This window comes from Mesorhizobium sp. LSHC420B00 (genome assembly GCF_000503055.1).
In the GTDB taxonomy this organism is placed as follows: domain Bacteria; phylum Pseudomonadota; class Alphaproteobacteria; order Rhizobiales; family Rhizobiaceae; genus Mesorhizobium.
The window spans coordinates 47,357-64,133 of record NZ_AYVY01000004.1 but is presented as its reverse complement, the minus strand read 5'-3'; the positions used below and the strand labels follow the sequence as shown (position 1 = coordinate 64,133).

16 protein-coding genes and 1 pseudogene are annotated in these 16,777 nt (G+C 63.1%); 4 read left to right on the top strand and 13 right to left on the bottom strand.

From position 1 onward, the window contains the following. Positions 1 to 116: 116 nt before the first annotated feature. From X760_RS49450 to X760_RS49415, 8 genes are all read right to left on the bottom strand, one after another. Positions 117 to 1,565, bottom strand: coding sequence for a hypothetical protein (locus X760_RS49450; RefSeq protein ID WP_023718161.1), 1,449 nt, complete (start codon positions 1,563 to 1,565; stop codon positions 117 to 119). A gap of 19 nt (positions 1,566 to 1,584) precedes the next feature. Further along, positions 1,585 to 2,676 carry an ISAs1 family transposase gene (locus tag X760_RS49445; protein WP_245278547.1) on the bottom strand — a complete coding sequence of 364 codons (1,092 nt, stop codon included), beginning with the start codon at positions 2,674 to 2,676 and terminating at the stop codon, positions 1,585 to 1,587. Positions 2,677 to 2,872: 196 nt separating this feature from the next. Continuing rightward, positions 2,873 to 5,329, bottom strand: coding sequence for a hypothetical protein (locus X760_RS49440; protein ID WP_023718159.1), 2,457 nt, complete (start codon positions 5,327 to 5,329; stop codon positions 2,873 to 2,875). Then, positions 5,326 to 5,928, bottom strand: coding sequence for a hypothetical protein (locus X760_RS49435; protein WP_023718158.1), 603 nt, complete (start codon positions 5,926 to 5,928; stop codon positions 5,326 to 5,328). The genes X760_RS49440 and X760_RS49435 overlap by 4 nt, the downstream gene beginning before the upstream one ends. 287 nt (positions 5,929 to 6,215) lie before the next feature. Beyond that, positions 6,216 to 6,461 carry a hypothetical protein gene (locus X760_RS49430; protein ID WP_023718157.1) on the bottom strand — a complete coding sequence of 82 codons (246 nt, stop codon included), beginning with the start codon at positions 6,459 to 6,461 and terminating at the stop codon, positions 6,216 to 6,218. A gap of 213 nt (positions 6,462 to 6,674) precedes the next feature. After that, positions 6,675 to 7,664 carry a hypothetical protein gene (locus X760_RS49425; protein WP_023718156.1) on the bottom strand — a complete coding sequence of 330 codons (990 nt, stop codon included), beginning with the start codon at positions 7,662 to 7,664 and terminating at the stop codon, positions 6,675 to 6,677. Between the two features lie 86 nt (positions 7,665 to 7,750). Then, positions 7,751 to 8,659 (bottom strand): hypothetical protein, encoded by a 909-nt coding sequence (locus tag X760_RS49420; RefSeq protein WP_023718155.1) that lies wholly within the window; start codon positions 8,657 to 8,659, stop codon positions 7,751 to 7,753. Between the two features lie 278 nt (positions 8,660 to 8,937). After that, a complete protein-coding gene (locus X760_RS49415; RefSeq protein ID WP_023718154.1) occupies positions 8,938 to 9,510 on the bottom strand; it encodes a hypothetical protein in 573 nt (190 codons plus the stop codon). A 109-nt stretch (positions 9,511 to 9,619) separates the two neighbouring features. Here X760_RS49415 and X760_RS74495 point away from each other — a divergent pair. From X760_RS74495 to X760_RS49400, 4 genes and pseudogenes are all read left to right on the top strand, one after another. Next, positions 9,620 to 9,795: pseudogene (locus X760_RS74495) on the top strand (type II toxin-antitoxin system HicA family toxin). A gap of 9 nt (positions 9,796 to 9,804) precedes the next feature. Then, positions 9,805 to 10,206 (top strand): type II toxin-antitoxin system HicB family antitoxin, encoded by a 402-nt coding sequence (locus X760_RS49410; RefSeq protein ID WP_023718152.1) that lies wholly within the window; start codon positions 9,805 to 9,807, stop codon positions 10,204 to 10,206. A 194-nt stretch (positions 10,207 to 10,400) separates the two neighbouring features. After that, positions 10,401 to 10,718: a YMGG-like glycine zipper-containing protein gene (locus tag X760_RS49405; RefSeq protein ID WP_023718151.1), complete on the top strand. Its 318-nt coding sequence runs from the start codon at positions 10,401 to 10,403 to the stop codon at positions 10,716 to 10,718. 73 nt (positions 10,719 to 10,791) lie between these two features. Continuing rightward, entirely contained in the window at positions 10,792 to 11,394 is a 603-nt protein-coding gene (locus X760_RS49400) for a hypothetical protein (RefSeq protein ID WP_156948043.1), read from the top strand. A 53-nt stretch (positions 11,395 to 11,447) separates the two neighbouring features. On the opposite strand, the gene X760_RS49395 is transcribed toward X760_RS49400, so the two are convergent. From X760_RS49395 to X760_RS0137455, 5 genes are all read right to left on the bottom strand, one after another. Further along, positions 11,448 to 11,771 carry a hypothetical protein gene (locus tag X760_RS49395; RefSeq protein WP_023718149.1) on the bottom strand — a complete coding sequence of 108 codons (324 nt, stop codon included), beginning with the start codon at positions 11,769 to 11,771 and terminating at the stop codon, positions 11,448 to 11,450. After that, positions 11,768 to 13,510 carry a portal protein gene (locus X760_RS49390; protein WP_023718148.1) on the bottom strand — a complete coding sequence of 581 codons (1,743 nt, stop codon included), beginning with the start codon at positions 13,508 to 13,510 and terminating at the stop codon, positions 11,768 to 11,770. The genes X760_RS49395 and X760_RS49390 overlap by 4 nt, the downstream gene beginning before the upstream one ends. Positions 13,511 to 13,790: 280 nt before the next feature. Then, the gene (locus X760_RS49385; RefSeq protein ID WP_245278546.1) at positions 13,791 to 14,963 is read right to left on the bottom strand and encodes an acyltransferase; all 1,173 of its coding nucleotides are present in this window, start codon (positions 14,961 to 14,963) and stop codon (positions 13,791 to 13,793) included. Positions 14,964 to 15,430: 467 nt separating this feature from the next. After that, positions 15,431 to 16,024 carry a hypothetical protein gene (locus tag X760_RS49380; RefSeq protein ID WP_023718145.1) on the bottom strand — a complete coding sequence of 198 codons (594 nt, stop codon included), beginning with the start codon at positions 16,022 to 16,024 and terminating at the stop codon, positions 15,431 to 15,433. Continuing rightward, a complete protein-coding gene (locus tag X760_RS0137455; RefSeq protein WP_051409635.1) occupies positions 16,021 to 16,776 on the bottom strand; it encodes a terminase family protein in 756 nt (251 codons plus the stop codon). The genes X760_RS49380 and X760_RS0137455 overlap by 4 nt, the downstream gene beginning before the upstream one ends. Position 16,777: the final 1 nt, after the last annotated feature.

The following is a 16,777-nucleotide window of genomic DNA, read 5'->3' as shown; positions in this document are numbered from 1 at the left end:
GGGCCACTCTTGCTAAGAGGGCCGAAAATTGCATGTGTACAAACTAAATCACCAAAGCTCTGACGTGGCAAGCGAGCTTTCCCCAAGGTTCGATTGACGGGCATCGCGCATCTCGTTCACCCGGCGGTTGGCGTCGCAAGCAGCCACAAGCCGAAGACGGTGTAGGCGATCATCAGCGCGGTGAGCGGGAACTGGCTGAGCGCGGCGCGAGCGGGAACGGGATGCAGCCGCCCGGCCAAACCGTGGGCGACAAGCACTGCAAACATGTGACCGGCTATGATGACGCCGGCCTGGAGGTTCCACAGCCACCAGGCCGAGCCGGCGCCGGCGACGACGCCGGCTTCAATTGGCATGTCGGCGGTACCGAACAGGTTCCAGCCCAGCGCAAACGGGTCGGAGAGCGCGGCAATCGCATATTGGCCGTCGACCAGCAGCGCCGTCAGATAGTGCGCGAAGTGGTAGGCGAGCGCGATCGGCACGATCGACCGGACCAGCAGCCCTGCGGCGTGAGCGAGGGAATGCTTGCTGCCGGCAAGGTGCTGGCCAAGAAAGACGGCAAGCGCGAACACGGCCGCAAGCACAACAAAGGTCAGCACAAGGCCGAAACTGCCGATGCCGATCAAGGCGGTGCGTCCCGGAAACTCCAGCGGATTGATGCCGAACCGGCCTAGCCAGAAGAAGGTTTTCGACAGGCCGTCGAAGGATACCGACGACAGCGCAAGCAGCAGGAAAGCGACGCCGCTGAGCGACAGCGGCGCAACCTCGAGCAGCTTAGCGCCCGGCCAGCAGAGTTTGAGCCGGCCGTCCTCGTTGCGTTCGACAATGGCGAAGCGCGCCACCATCGAAAAGAACACTGTCAGGAACTCACCGCTGCGGGTCCAGCCGCGGTAGCCGAAGACCTGCATGGCCGCGAAGCTTAGCAGCCAGTAGACGCCGGCGGCCCAGGCCAGCCGCGCCGGGTCATCGGGCGCCGGGTCGATCAGCTCGAACCAGGCGAAGGCGAAGAACAGCACGAAAGCCGGCCAATAGCCGAGCCACTGGGGCGGCCGCCGTGGCTCGGTTCTGTCGGACAGGCGCGAGACGACGCGGCAAGGCCCGTACCACGGATTGAGCCACGACCAGAGATCGCCGCCGAGCCCTTGCAGCAAAGCCAGCCCAACCCAGAGCAATGTCCATACGGTCAGCGGCAGCGGATTGGAGAGCGGATCGCGGCTACCGAACAGGCCGGCGGCAATGAGAATTGCAAAGCCGGCAAAGGATATCAGGCTGACGGCAGTCCGCGCGCCGTCGCCGAAGGTGAAAAGCGGCAGGCGTTTGTGCCAGAAGCGGTCGAGGGAGTCCGGCCTCAGTAGCGCCAGGACAAGGAAACTGGCGGCGACGGCGAGCGCGCCGCCGGCGACGTAGTAGCCGGTGGGGAGGAGCAGGACGTGGCCGCGGTCGGAGGCGTGGGCGAAGGCGGGGGTGGGCAGGAATACAGGTGCAAGGGCCAGGAAGAAGGAGAACCGCGGCAGGGCTACTAGGTTATGGCAGCGCTCTACGGCACCCCCCTCTGTCCTGCCGGACATCTCCCCCGCGAGGGCAGGGCTATCGCATATGAGTGATGGCATTGATGAGATAGTCGTCGTTCCAGGCGCATTTCTTGATGCGATGGCTGATGGGAACTTTGGCAGCATCGGCGGCCTGAAGGATGTTTCTGGCGAGGCGATTGAGAAGGGCTGTGTTGGCGGGAGCATTGTCCTTGCGGGCACGGCTGAGATCCTCATCGAGATGGACATCGAGCATCCAATGCAGGCCGTTCTCGATCTGCCAATGAGCTCTGGTGAGGTCGAGCGCCCGCTGCGGCGACATGAGCGTGGAGGCCATGAACAGGCGCATCAAAGGTCTGGCCTGATCGCGCCGGCTGGTGATGCGGATGAAGGCCTGGTGGCCAGGCATCAGCGGCTCGGCCGCCGCCACGATCTCGGCCTGCCGCCACTCGTTGCGGCCGTGGCTGGTCTCGGTGCGCTCGGCAATGGAAGGGGTGGCGTCGGCCAGTTGCAGGTTGGCACGGCGCAGCCAATGACGACGGTTGCCCTTCAGCGCAAGCAGGTAATCGCCACCTCTTTGGGTAATGGCCGCAGCCATGCGGGTGTGGCAGTGGAGCGCATCGGCGGTGACCAATCGGCCCGTAAGATCAATGAGTTCGACGACCTTGAGCGCGGCCTCGACTTCGTTCTCACCATCGCTTGGCGAGACTGCCGCCAGGCACAGCCGGGTCTCGGCGGCGAAGGCCGACACCGTCAACGGCGGACTGGCTGCCAAGCCCTTCTCATAGGCCCGCCGCAAAGCCTTGCCGTCAAGCGACACCACCTCGGGCGTCTCTCGGCTGGCTCGGGCGAAAGCTGCGGCAAAGGCAGCAAAGGCGCGACCGAAGGCCTCCGGGTCGAGCAGGCGCAGCAGCCGCGAGAAGGTGTCGTGGCTGGGGGCTGCGTCATAGTCGATCAGCCGCGACAGCGCCTGCTTGCGCTCCTGCGCGAACAGGGCAAATTCCGTCGCATTGCTGGCGCCGCACAGGCTTGCTGCGATCATCATCACGATCAAGTCGCCAAGCCGGTGCGTGGCGTTGGGCGCGCGTGGATCAGGCACCGCGCCAAAGTAGCTCTCAAGGCAGGAAATGGCAGTCGCTCCTTCGCTCAACTGCCTCTCCAAAGAATCCTTTCTCAGCCTAAACTCAACCCCAAAATCGCCATATGCGATTCCCCTGCCCNTCAACTGCCTCTCCAAAGAATCCTTTCTCAGCCTAAACTCAACCCCAAAATCGCCATATGCGATTCCCCTGCCCACGAGGGGGGAGATCGGCCGTCGTCAAGAGTTTCGCCAATCTGCAATGCGTCTAAGGCTCGGCGTCGAACACCGGTGTCATCGCCCTGATCGTGCAGGGCGTCGGATTGACGTGGCGGATCTTCACCCGCCCCTGCCCTTCCCAGCTGTCGTCGATCGGCACCTCGACATTGCCGGTGAACAATTTCGCCATGGCACCCGGAGCAACCACGGACGGGATGCGAACCTGCTCCCATCGGCCGCGGATAAACGACTGGACCTGAAGCCCGGCGATGTCGGTTTCCAGCAGCGAAAGAATGAGCTTGGCGACCTTCTTGCGCCGGCCGACGATCGAGCCGTCGCGGCCGCCGACGTCCAGCTCCAGCGTGTTGGCCTCGGACTGGTAGCCGAGCCCGACCTGCCATTTGGCGGCGGTGGCGCCGCCGGGCAGCATCACCTGGCCGGAAGCGACCGTGAGCCCTTTGTAGACCTTGCCGCCGGCCAGCACGTCGACCGCCTGGCCTTCGAGATGATCGAGGCCGGAGACGACATTGACGGCAGCACCCGAATAGGTCAGCCCGCAGTCGACCTCGAAAGCGTCCTCGATTGCCGCATATTCGAACGGCACGGTCTTTATTTCGATATAGCGCCTGGTCACGCCGCCGATCGTGCGCTTGACGATCAGCCACAGGTCGTCATTGCCGTCCTGGCCGGGCGTCACCACGGCGCTTTCGACAACGGCCCAGTTGGATCCTGCGAAGCTTCCGGCGATCTGGTGGATATGCATGCCGCGCACGTCTTGCGACGGCTGGTGCGTGTAGCCGCCGAGTTCGCCATTCCCGAGCGGGAACCAGAGCAGCGGGTCGGGGTCGGTCTGAAAGGCGAGTTCGACGACGCCTTTCTTCGGAATGTGCTCCGATATTTGACCGACGTCGTCGGAGGTGAAGCGGCCGGTGGCGTTTTGTGTCAGCTCGGCGATCGATTTGCGGGAGCGGGTGACATAGAGGAACGACTGCCCCGCATCGACAGGACGCATCGGGGCACAGCCGAAGGTCCGCGACCGGCGGTTCTTGAACGAGGACGGTGTCAGCGCCTCGTCGATGCCAGAGCCGGACAGCGCCCTCACCCCGCCAAGCGTTCCGATGATCAGCGCACCGTCCGATTCCGCCACCCACGTGATGTCATTGGCCTGACCGCCGCCGGCCTGCACGAATTCCAGCGCGTCGGTGTCTTTCTCGCCGGTGGCGAAGTTGTCGAAATCGCCGGTTTGCGAGGCATAGACCGAGAATTTTCGGCTGAACGCCAGGCGCTCCTCGTAAAGCGAACCGCTCTGCACGTACTTGCCGGGCACGAACGTGCCGAGACGCCAGCGGATGATCGGGCTGAGATCGGGCAGAGCATGTCCATACAACTGGACCGTGACCACCGTCATGCTGGTGCGGGCAGTGACCTTGGCCCAGCGCCAGAAGCCATCCGCGCCAAGCAGACGAATGGCGCGGCCGACATCGCTCGTCTGGAAACCAGTGCCGTCATTGATACCGACGGCCGAGGAGGCCGAGAGATCAAACGGCGTTTGCGACGGCGCGTATTCGTGCAGGGCCAGTTCGGCGATAGCGGTTCCGTCGCTGTCGCCGCCCGAAAACAGCAGCTGATAAAATTCGTAGGCAACCGTGTTGTTGAAGCCGTCGAAGAAGCGGGTTTCCGATTTGGACCAGCCGGTCTCTCCGTCCCGGCTGTCGAGCGTCGTCCAGTCGGTGCCGTTGTGCGAGGCCTGGAATTGCCACTGGGTCGGCGAGACAGTGTCTGAGTGATCATTCGTCGCGGTAATCCAGTAGGCGTCGACTGTCTTGGCCTCGCCGCCGCCGAACTGGTAGCGCAGATACCCGCTCGGAAATCCCGCTATGTCCACCCCCTCCTGCTTGTCGCCGTCGAACACCTGCCACACGTCGGATGAGCCGTTGCTGTTGCTGACCGTGCCGCTTGGCAGCGTATTCGAGGTCATGACCGGCATGGCGTTGCCGGTTGCGGCCGGCGTCAACGTCGTGGCGGTGGTGTTGATCTTGTCGTATGGGCCGTCGAGAAAGACGAAATCGGCGAGCGTCCAAGTCGTGTGCGCGGTGCGCGTCAGCACCTTGACCGGATAATCCTTGTGGGTGATCCACATCTGGTCTGCCGACTGGACGAACTGCAGGTCGAAGAGATCGGCCTCGAGATAAGGGGCCGCCACCTCGACCGTACCGACGCGGGCGCCATAGGCGTAGACGCGGATGTAAAGATCGCCGAATTCGAGCGCATAGGCCTGATCGGCCGAGAAGATGAACGGGATCAGCCGTGTCGCCTTCGACGAGTTGTTCACCTCCGCGCAAAAATACGTGCCGCCACGCTTTCTGATGCCGCCATGCGGCAGCGTGACGAAGTTCGTGCATTTGGACAGCGCCGCCCGGTAGAGCTCGAGCGAGGCGCGAGCGTGCAAGCGGGGAGAAATCTCGCCGCGGATGAATGCGTCCTGGACCGGATAGAGCGTGGTCATCGGCCGGCGAACCTGTTGTCGCCGCGTTGGAAAGCCCAGGACATATTGGAAAATCTGCCGCCGCGCTGGATGGCATTGGCCGAGTAGGCGGCATCCAGCGCCCTGTCATAGGCGCTGCGGGCGACGTCGATCATGCCGGACTTGTGGGTCAAGGGATGCGCGATCTTGATGGCGAGCGCCGCAATCAGCACCTCGGTGAACAGCGCGTCCCAGTCGTTGGGGTCGGTCAGGTTGGCGATATAGCGGATGATGCGCGGCCCGGCCTGATCGGAATAGACCAACCCGGCCTCCTGCCGCCATGAGAGCGGCACGCCGTCCGGCTCGCCATTATGGGTCAGCGGCAAGGGCCGCAGGCAGTCGGCGGGAAGTTCATAGGCAAAGTTCAGCGTGCCAGCGCCGCTGCCGGTGTCGAAGCCGGCGACCGAGGCCGCCAGGATAGCGAAGACATAGGCGTGCTTGGTCAATTCGGCCTCGCGGGTCAGGTCGAAGTGCAGATTGAGCAGACGCGCCGCCTTGGCGTCCTGGTCGAGGCTGTCGATCCGCGCCTCGTCGAGCACGGCGAGCGCCATGTTGGCGATGTCGAGCGGGGTGATGGCCATGGCTCAGGCCTCTGTCTGTGTGGTTGGTCGGGGAAAACGGGGCATGGTGCCTCCACGGCAAAAAGCCGCTTCAAGGCGGCTGGGGATTTCTTGTGATTGTGGCTTGGGCAGAACGTTGCACGTCTCGTGCAGGGAGCCGTCACGATGCCAGCCGCCCGTCAGGGAATGGGTGGCACGTGCTGCGTGATCCGTCTTTTTTCCATTCGAGCAAGGAAGACGGCAATGCTTCGGTTATTGCGGTTTCACGACACCGCCGCACAATGCGGCGATGTCTTGCCTGGATTGAGTCAGCCGATGCGTGCGCTGGTCGAGATCCCTGTTTCGGCTGACTTGGCAAAGACGCTTGCTTTCACCCTTCCGATACCTCCCGCCATAGCCAAGCCCTTGTCCAGGGCATCTTGAAGACTTGGTGTGTAGTAGGCGGTGTCCTCCAGACCGCTGAAGAAGTTTATGCGATGAACTTCCCCCTTCTTGCTCATGACAATGCCCGCTTTTCGGAGCACTTCCTGAACTGTTTTGTACTTCACGTTCATAGTTACCTCCCTTGCTCAGACAAGGCAGCATCGCCCTTTCTTGTAACTGTTTGGTGCCGTCGATTGGCCAAACGAGCAACATGAACGTTGTGGCGAACCGCAAAATTCGCATCACTCCGGCGCGGCGCAGCGGGTGAACTTGGGATTCGCCACACCGGCCGACCTGGTGTCCAGAAGGGGCGGGACGTCTGATGCCCGCCCCTTCCGGCCGGATCAGGCCTCCATCGTTTTCAGCGCGATGAACGTCATGTGCTTGACGCTCGACGCCGTGCGGTCCCAGTTTGCCGCCAGTGCCAGCTCGGCATCGGTGGCGAATTCGCCGGCCGAGGACGCGTCGAGGAAGCGGGTGCCCGGCACATGCGGCACGAAATGCCGGCGGCCGACCATTTCGGTGACGCCGCCGCCATGGCCCTGCCGCGGCTTGCGGTCGAACTCGAGCGGGCCGCCTTCGGTGTTGACCGGCAGCTCGTTCCACAGGATCGCCTTGTCCTTGAACATGAAGGCGGTGTAGACGCCGCCGGCGACCGGAATATCGTCATCGACGACGGCCCTGAGCCCCATGTAGTAGGGGATCAGCGGCCCGCCCTGCTCGGACGACGGCACATAGTCGATGAGGTCGGCGAGCTTCAGCGCCTTCATCTGTTTCGAATGCATCCAGATCGTCTTGAACTTGTCGGCGCGGTCGCCCATCAGATAGGCGGCCTCGATGATGTCGGTGTCGACGATGGAAGCACCGGTAACGCGCACCAGATCGCTGCCGTCATTGGCGATGTTGTCGGCCAGCACGCCTTTCAGGATGCCGAGCAGCGTCAGCTTGTTGGCGCGCTGCCAGTAGTCGGTCTGGCGACGCACGATGAGCTTCTGCGGATCATCGCCGGCAAGGATCGAAGTCAGGTCCGGGATGCCCCAGGCCTGCGCACGCACATTGCGGGCCGCGACTTCGCGGCGCGCACCGATCTTCTTCATCTCGATCGAGTCGGCCGGGTCGTCATTGACCGGCTCCGAGGGATCGTTGCCGAGATCCTTCCAGCCGGGCATGTCGACGGAACGCCCGCCCATGGAGAGCTTCGAGGCGATGGCCGGGTCGGAAAACAGGATCCCGGCCTGGTAGATGTCGAGCGACTGGACATGCTCTTCGAACGAGTATTGCGCATAGACGGACGGAACGATCGCGTCCGCGATGCGGGTATAGGCGTCTGCCATTTTTGTCTTCCTTCAGGTTTGTGGGGATTGGCGGACCATGATCCAGAAAAGTGGAAACCGGTTTCGGAAAAGATCATGGTCCAATTTCAGAGAGGATTATTGGGCATCCACAGATCGGGGTTTTCGCCGGCCTCGCGTGCCAGCCGCCGGGCGCGGGCGGGGTCGCTTTTGACCAGCGCTGAGATGCCAGTCAGGTTGCGCTCGCCGGCGGCATTGCGCTTGAAGGGATTGCCTCCACTCAAGGCCGCGCCGCCGTCGATCGTGTCTTCGCGGAACATCGCCTCGCCGATGGCGTGGAACGCCTTGGCGATCTGCGGGTCGGTCAAGGCGCCATCCGGCAGAAGGATGCCCTTCGCCTTATAGGCATTGACCAGGCCGAGCTTCTTCATCGCCCTGTTGGCGACCTCGAGCTTCTGGCGAAAGCCATCGCTGCCGGTCGGTCCCCAATCCCGCACAAGGTCGTCGTGGGTCGTCTCGACCGAGCGGGCAACGGCGATTTGCTGTGCCTTGGCCTGCTCGGCCATGTAGCCGACGAAGCGGTCGTGATAGGCCTGCGCGACCTTCGGGGTAGCACCTGCCTCGACTGCCCAGGCCTTGGACGCATTGGCGAGCTCGTCCGAATAGGCGAAGTTTTCGGGGAGCCCGTCGGGGCGCCTGTACTCGACCTTGTCGGGCGAGGTCAGCGGACGCATCGCCTCGGGCAGTCGGGCATGGAACCTGTCCCAGTCTTCCGCGGCTGCATCGGCTGCCGGAACGCGCAGGCTCTCACCCTGCTGCCGCTCCAGCTCCGCATAAGAGGTGAAAACCCGATCGAGGCTTTCAGGCTTGGTCCAGCCCTTGGTTTCAGCAAGCTTGCGGTTGCCTTCGGAAAGACCGTCAAACCAGCTTTTGGCCGCAGGCGGGGCGGACCCGTTGTCCCCGTTGGCCGGTGGCCGTGCAAGGTTGCCCGCCGGTGGCGCCGCCACCGCGGACCCGGCGTCTGCCAGATCTGTCATGAAAAGATTCCTTATGTTGAGGTTTAGAGAGAGCCAGCGGCGAAGCTGCCAATCTCCCCCCTCGTGGGGGAGATGTCCGGCAGGACAGAGGGGGGCGCGAAGGAACGCGAGGATCCGGTGCACTTCGTCACCAACGCCCCGGGAAAGATTGCAAGCACGAATCAGCTGGATAAGCCGGCGGGACAGCGCCCCCCTCTGCCCTGCCGGGCATCTCCCCCACGCGGGGGGAGATTGGCCGTCACTTCCGCTTTCGCCAATCACCCATATCTGGAGGGAACCTAGATATTGTCGCCCCAGTTCTCCCAGAGCAGCGTGATAGTGCCGGTGACGGCAACCGTGCCGTCAGCGTCGATATCCGTGCCGGTGGCAAACGCCAGGTTGAGATAGAGGTCGACCGGCGTCACGGTGCCGTCGAGCGTAGCGGCTGCGGCAACATCGGCAATCGATGCGCTCGACAGCGCGGCACCCGCGCCATCCAGCGTGCGGCCGGTCGCGCCCAGCACATTGACCATGGTGCCGGCAAGCACAGCGCTCGATGCTGCCGTCGAGCCGAGCGACCAGGTCAGCGCGGCATTGTCGTTGATGGTCGACGCGCGGGTAGTCAGCACCGCGAACTGCAATCTTGCCGTGCCGCCCTTGATACGGATCTTGCCATCGATGAAATCGAACAGCTTCTGACTGGCATAGGCCAGTGCATCGGTGACCGGCACCGGCATGGCATTGAAGGAGAAGACGGTGCGGTAGGCGCCGCCCTGCCCGATCGTCCTGGCGGTAAGTCCCGCCTTGGGCGGGGCAAGGCCGGCTTCTCTGGCGGCGGCACGCGAAAGCGTCCGGGGAAGACCTCGGGTCATCTGGTATCTCCATTTTTGGGGATTTGAGGAAGGTTCAACTGGACCGCGGCACGTAATCTGCCGCAAATCTCATGGACATTTAGGCCTTCTGTGTGTATGTATACACAACATAAAGAGCGCCGATGTCATTCATAGGCGGATGGCTGGTGCGAAGTGGCTCGAAAAGGAAGTCACGCCCAGTTCAAGCACAAAGCCAAGCCGGGCCGCGTGACAGTTCCGCATCCCAAGCGCGACATCCCGATCGGCACTCTCAAGAGTATCGAAAAACAATCCGGCTTGAGCTGAGGTAGAGAAATGCGGAACTACATCGGACTGATCCACAAGCAAGCGGACAGCGACTTCGGCGTCTCCTTCCCCGATTTTCCGGGCCTGGTGACAGCAGGCGTCAATCTGGATGATGCCCGCGCCATGGCCGAGGAAGCACTGGCCTTTCATGTCGAGGGGCTGGTCGAGGATGGCGAAGCAATTCCCGAGCCGTCGTCCCTGGAGGAAGTGATGTCGGACAAGGACAATCTGAGCGGTGTCGCCATCCTGGTTCCCTTGAAAGCCGAAGCGGCGAAAGTCGTGCGCGTCAATGTCACCATTCCGGAAGATATCCTCGATCAGATCGATCGATATGCAGAGCGCCACGGCTACAGCCGATCCGGATTTCTGACCGCTGCGGCAAAAAAGGTGATGCAGATCGAGGCAGCGTAGCCCCTCGAAGGTCGATTTGAGATGAAGCTCCGTCGTCTTGTTCGGTTACATTTCTTTCCGAAACCGAGCTGTCAGACTAAAACAACCATGTCTTATTTCGTGAGGCTCAGTGCCTATGTTCCGCCGCAAATGCCACCGCACTTGGCAAAATCGGCCCGTGTATTAGTTCATAGACTTCAAGGGAGTACCAGACGATGACCATTTCCAGAGCCATTGCCGCCATGCTCGTAACCGCCGCATTGGCAGGCTGCGCGCAGACCGAAGCACAGCAGAGAACCAGCACCGGTGCGCTGCTCGGTGCCGGCGCCGGCGCTCTCGCCGGCCAGGCGATCGGCGGCAACACCAAGAGCACGGTCATCGGCGCGGGCGCCGGCGCCCTTCTGGGTGCCGTGGTTGGCAACGCCACCACGCCGCAGCCGCGCGGCGAACAGCTTTGCCGTTATCAGGATCGCAACAGCGGCCGCATCTACACCGCCCCCTGTGACGACCGCTATTATAACGGCGATTATTGAGCGTGCCCCCTTCTCCCCGTTCTGCGGGGAGAAGGTCCCGGCAGGGGGATGAGGGGCAGCGCAAACTTCTGAAATGCCGGCACCGCCCCTCACCTGCCTGCCGGCATCCTCTCCCCGTAAAACGGGGAGAGGGAAGCAGCTTCAGCCTCGGCGCATCCTTTTCCCTGATTTGGTCCTTCCGCTGATTAGAGGTCAGCGCTATCTTCCCTACCAAGGGGGACGAGCGATGCGGGCTATTGCAACTTCGAGGCCGGTGATCCTCCGCCTCGTAATCCTTTTGCTGGCTTGCTTGTTTGCGATGGAGCCGGCAAACTCGAAAGACGGCGACGTCTTCTTATGTACGGTGAGCGACTTCCGCACGTGGTCCGACATACCGTCATCTGGTAGCCCGGAATTCGTCGCAAATAACAAGGCCAGGAAATTCGATATCCAAGAATTTGCCGATCACTTCATTGTAACCAGCAAATCGAGCACGTTCAAACCATCCTCAACGAAATACGATATCTTCCAACGCAGCGTGTATCAGGTCGCTGCATTTGATAGCACGACATTCATGCTCGACACGTTCGTTATGAGGACAGCAGATGTTGAAGGTCCTCCGACCAAGGCGCGGGTCACGCTGCAAACTCCAACATATCTGAACACGTGGTATTTGGACTGCGCCTTGCAGAATTGATGCACCGCAGAACCGATGGCTATTCGCGTTCAGATATCCTGTAGCCCCAAACCCTACCTCCCCTCCGCCCTCGCCGCCTTCTCCAGTGCCGCCAGTTGCGCTTCGTCCAGCGTCAGGAACCCCATGATGTGCTGCACCACCTCGGCGCGGGCGTTGCTCAGCGCGCTGTGCAGCTCGAAGCCGTTCGGAGTTTTCGTCTTGGCCAGCCACTCGCCATAGGATGGCCGGCGATAATAGCCGGTCGCGGCCGTCAGGTCGGCCAGCACCATTTCGCCGTCCTGGCCTGAGAACACCCTGAGATAGGCCTTGGCCAGCGCATCCCGCGCCTTGGCCGGGCCGCCGGCCTGGCTGGAATGGGCGAAGCGTTTGCCGCTCATGCGCGCTGCCCGCCCGAAGCATCTTGCACACCCTGCGGCATCAGCCCGCCGAGCCCATCGAGCAGGCCGCTGTCGCGCGCCTGCACTGCGGCGGGCACGGCATCCCTGGCGACCTTGCCGGCGGTGGCGACCGCCGCCATGCCGGCCTGATCCTGCTGGGCCTTGGCACGAGCATCGCGAATACCGGCCACCTCGTCCTGGCGGCGAAAGATGCGCTGCGGGCTGCGGCCCGCGCCCTGCACGATCTTCAGTGCTTCATCGCCGTCGATATTGTCCATGATGCCGGGATCGAATTGCGCCATCTGCATGGCCGTCGTCACCACCTGGATGGTGTCGCGGGCTTCGGCCGAGCGGCGCAGCACGTCGAGCGGGCCGGTGAAGGTCGGCCGCAGCGCCTTGCCGGCGAGGCTCGCCGGCGGCAGGAAGCGGCTGTCTTCCTCGTAAAGTCCTTTGTCTTCCAGAATACCCAGCTCGCGGTCGAGATTGCTGGCAAAGCCGGCCTGGATGATCGAGCCGGACGGCCCGAGCAGCGCGCCCTTCTCCTCCTGCCGGATCAAGGCCTCGGTCGCCGTCATCTGCGGGTTCTGCACCAGCGTCTGGAACAGGTTGACGAACATCATGTCCCGGATCTCCTCGGCCCGGCTGTCGGCATAGTTGAAGGCATAGGTCGGGTTCTGGCCGGTGGCGATCGGCGCGATCAGCGGCCGGCCGGCGTCGTCGATGAGGCCGGGATAGTTCTCGCCGGGATTGAGCACCGGCACATAGTCGAGCCGCGCCTTGGACGCGGTCGCCGGATCGGTGATCTGCTGCAGGGCGCGCAGGCCGGAGCGCCGCACGGCGTTCTCCTCGCGCACCGTCGTCAGCGCCTCGATGGTCGGCGAGATGCCGTAGGGATCGCCCTCGTAGCGGCGCCAGTTGAAGCACGATACCGGGAACGAGCGAAAACCGCTTTCCCTGACGATCACCTCCTCGTCCTCGATGACGTGATAGGAAGCGAACGCCGTATCGAGATACTGATAGGTGCCGCTCAGACTGTACATCTTGCGCTCGTCGCGCGGCTGGATGCACTGGATCAGCGAGATCTTCGTCTCGCATTTCGAGGGGTCGTCGACCAGAACCTTGATCCGCACCGGCAGCTTTTCATAGCCGAGCAGTTGCGCCGCCTGCCGCGCCGTGCGCTCGTAGCGGCGGTGGAAAATATCGACCTGGCCCCAGCGGTTGCGCGAGAGATAGCCCTCGACCACGGGGATCGAGGCATAGCGGATCAGCGTGCCGCCAAAACCCTCCTCGGCGTAGAGATAGGCTGGGCCGTAGCGCACGACATTGCGCAGGCATGCCTGTGTTGCCGGCACGAAGTTCGAATTGGCGGAGTAGCGCAGCGAAAACAGGAAATCGCGCAGCGCTTCCGCCCATTCCTTTTCCTCGTCGGTTTCCTCGTCGTTGATTGCCGCGGTCGACAGCCCATGCCATTTCTCTGACTGCGGGATGATCAGGCTTTCCAGCCCGGCGGCCAGCCGGTTGGCGGCCGAGTTGATGGTGTTGGCGTAGACGCGCGCACCGCGCCGCTCCTGCCGTTCGGCCTGCGAATCCGTGCCGGCCTGGCGGCGGCCGCTCCACATATCGGGCGCATCGGGGTCGCAGAATTCGGACACCGCCTCCCAGACATGCTCGTACTGGCTGCGTTCGCTCTCCAGTTCTGCCTGTCGCGACAGAATATCGCGAGCACGGGAATCGCTCATGGTCAGCCTCGCTTGATGGATTTGATTGAAAAGAAGCGGCGGGACGCCGAAGCTGCCGACCTCCCCCTTGTGGGGCCCTTGTGGGGGAGATGTCCGGCAGGACAGAGGGGGGCGCGAAGGATCGCAAGCCTGCGTTTTTTATGTTTTTCCGACCGGATTCGCCCAACCGGAATTCGCCTAACGTCGCGTTACAAATGATCCACAAGCCGGCGGGACAGCGCCCCCCTCTGCCCTGCCGGGCATCTCCCCCACGAGGGGGGAGATCGGCAGTTTCAGCTGATCATGCGCTGCCCTCGAGCGCCGGGCTCCGCCCAAAACGCTGCACCACGAAACGTCCCATCTTCTGGCCGGGCACTTCGATCAGCGTGTAGGTGATCCAGGACAGCAGGCACACCACCGGCAGAACGACGACAGTGACGACCGCAAAGCGCAGCGGCGCCGACAATTCGTGGCCGAACTGGGTGATGACCAGGGCCGCGACCGGCTGGAGAACCAGCAGATGGATCAAATAGATGCTGAAGGAAAGCTCACCCATCAGATGAAAGAACCTGTTGGCGAGCGTCATGGCGATCTTTCTGGCCACGATGCCCATCATTCCCGGCAGCATCCGGTAGAGAACCAGGGCAAAGAAACCCAATACGAGCGCTTCCCGCATCAAAAGCTTGCCAAGCCCATAGCCGCCGCCGAAGGGCAGCGCGGCCAGAGCCATGGCCAACGCCAGATATGCGAAGGGCCGCTTTTGCCTTTGATGGACGATGCCCGCCAGCAGCATCCCGCACAGGAAAATCTGCATCTTCAGCGGCAGGAACGACGGCATCGGAAAATGCACCGACAATTGCCCCATCAACAACACGATCGCGCTGCCGGTGGCCGCGACCAGAATGGCGCTCCATACCCAGTCAAGCCTGCGCACCAGCAGCATGATCGCCGGAAACACCGCATAGAACTGCATCTCCAGCCCGAGGCTCCAGTCCGGCAGCGGCGTGCGATAGGCGAAATTCGGCACCAGGCCGAACAGGAACAGCAGATGGGCGCCAATATTCTTCAGGCCGCTGTCGAGATAACGCTCGGGCGCCTGCGGCGACCTCAGCAGGAACTCGTCGATGACCATCCTCGACTGGTAGAGATAGGGGCCAAGAGCCAGGGCAGCGAACAGCATGATGTAGAACAGCGGCGCTATCCTGAAGTAGCGGCGGGTCCAGAATTTCAGCCAGGTTTCCGGCCTTTGCCAGGGCTCCTTGTCCTGGCGCAGCTGGTAATGGAACACCATCAGGAAGCCGGACAGCATGATGAACAGATCGACGCCGAGGTCCGGTTCGCCGAGGATAGGAACCTGCCAGCCGGTCAACAGCAGGCAGTGCCCGATAAGCACCCAGATCGCGGCGAGCGCCCGAAGCCCGTCCAGGCACTCGATGCGCGATGTTTCCGTCATGCCGAACTTCTCGATAGCCATGTTGCAATGCAGCATGGCGGCTGAGGGAAGAATGTCAACCGTGCGGAAGGAACACGATTTGCGCTCGGTTGTTACGGAAAACGCGGAAGCTGCGATCTCCCCCCTCGAGGCCCCTCGAGGGGGGAGATGGCCGGCAGGCCAGAGGGGGGCGCGAAGGAACGCCAGCCTCTGTTTTCGTTTCCCGCCGGAATGAGCCGATGGCGGCAACTTACAAATTGATCACCAAGGCCGGCGGGACAGTGCCCCCCTCTGCCCTGCCGGGCATCTCCCCCACGAGGGGGGAGATCGGCAGCATCACCCGCCTCTCTTCTTCACCAACCTTGCGTGCCGGCGCCAGTACCACCACGCCAGCACGCGGTTGCGGAACACTCTTCTCATCGCGCCCATGTCAAACCCCCAGCAGCACGCGGCGCTGGCCGGTGAGCTCACTGGGCGACAAATCGGTCTTCACCGTTCCCGCGGTCCCATCATTGGCCGCCAGCTGGGCCCGCAACGCGGCCTCGCGCGCCTGCACGTCCTTGTCGGCAATGGTCGGTGTCGGCGGCAACGGCTTCAGCGCCGGCGGCTTTTGAAAAAGGCACATGGTTTTCTCCAAAGTGAGAGATTCTCGTCCAGTCGTAGAGCAGAAAATCCTCGCCGTTCCGGCCGTAGCCCGGCAGGCGGCAGCGTTGCGTGGCACCAAGCCGGGCCAGCCAGCGCAGCGCCAATTCATTGGCGGCCAGCGCTCGCGCCTCGACCCGCCAGGCGCCGTGCGCCGCAACCTGCGGCCCGAGCACGGCGTGAAAGAATTCCGTAATCCCAGGCACGCAGCGCCTCATGCGGCGCGTGCCCCAGTTCCAGGCGATCCACAGCCCGCTGCGCTGTTCGGCGGCGCCGAAGCCGGCCTCCGGATTGCCGTCGAGCTCGGCAACATAGGCAAACCCCTGCAGCGCCGTCAGCGCCAGCAAAGCCGGCGACCACTCGTCGAACTGGCAGTCGATCTCGGCTCGATCCTCCGGCCGCAGGTTGGCGGCAATATAGGAGAGATCGCGCAGTGTGGCGGGGATGATGCGGATGGTCACCGAAACGCCCCCAGCGGATCGGCCTGCCCCGCCTTCCGCCGCGCGGCTTTGAACACCGCCGGGTCGACCACCGCTTCCCTCAGCATCATCACGCCATAGCGGGTCGCCGCCATCAAATCGTCGCGCAACTTCACCACCTGGCCATCCCGGCGGTGATAGAGCCGGAACTCCTCGAACCACGGCAAAAGCGTCGAAAACACCTTGAAGCGGCCTGATTGCATGCGATCGAGCATGTCCATCAGCCCGGCCTCGACCGATACCGAACCGTCGGCGAACTGCGCATGGCTGGCGAGCATGTTCAGCCCATGTGCCGAATATTGCTTGGCAAGCGCGGTGCCGGCACCCTCCAGTGTCTCGCGGCGGCCGTCGCGCGGCCATGCCCATGGCAGCCATTCGCCCCACGGTTTCAGAGTCAGCGCCTGCATGGCGGGAGTCTGCTGCGAAGCGCGGCAGGCCTTTGTGACATAGACGACGTCGGCCTCCGTATCCCAGGCGAGCTCGACCGCCGCCGAGGGATGGTCCCAGCCGAAATCGAGTGCGCCGAGCCGCGGCCAATAGCGCGGCAGCGGGAACGGCTCACAGGCGATCAGCTCCTCGGCCACCGGAAATATGCGGCCGGAGCCGAGCACCGGAATGCCTTTGGCCCGCGCCTCACGCTCATGCGCCGGATAGGCGGCAATGATCTCGGCGCGCTGCTGCGGCGTATAATGCTCGGCATCGTCGATGGTCATGAAGGTGACGTGACGGGTCATT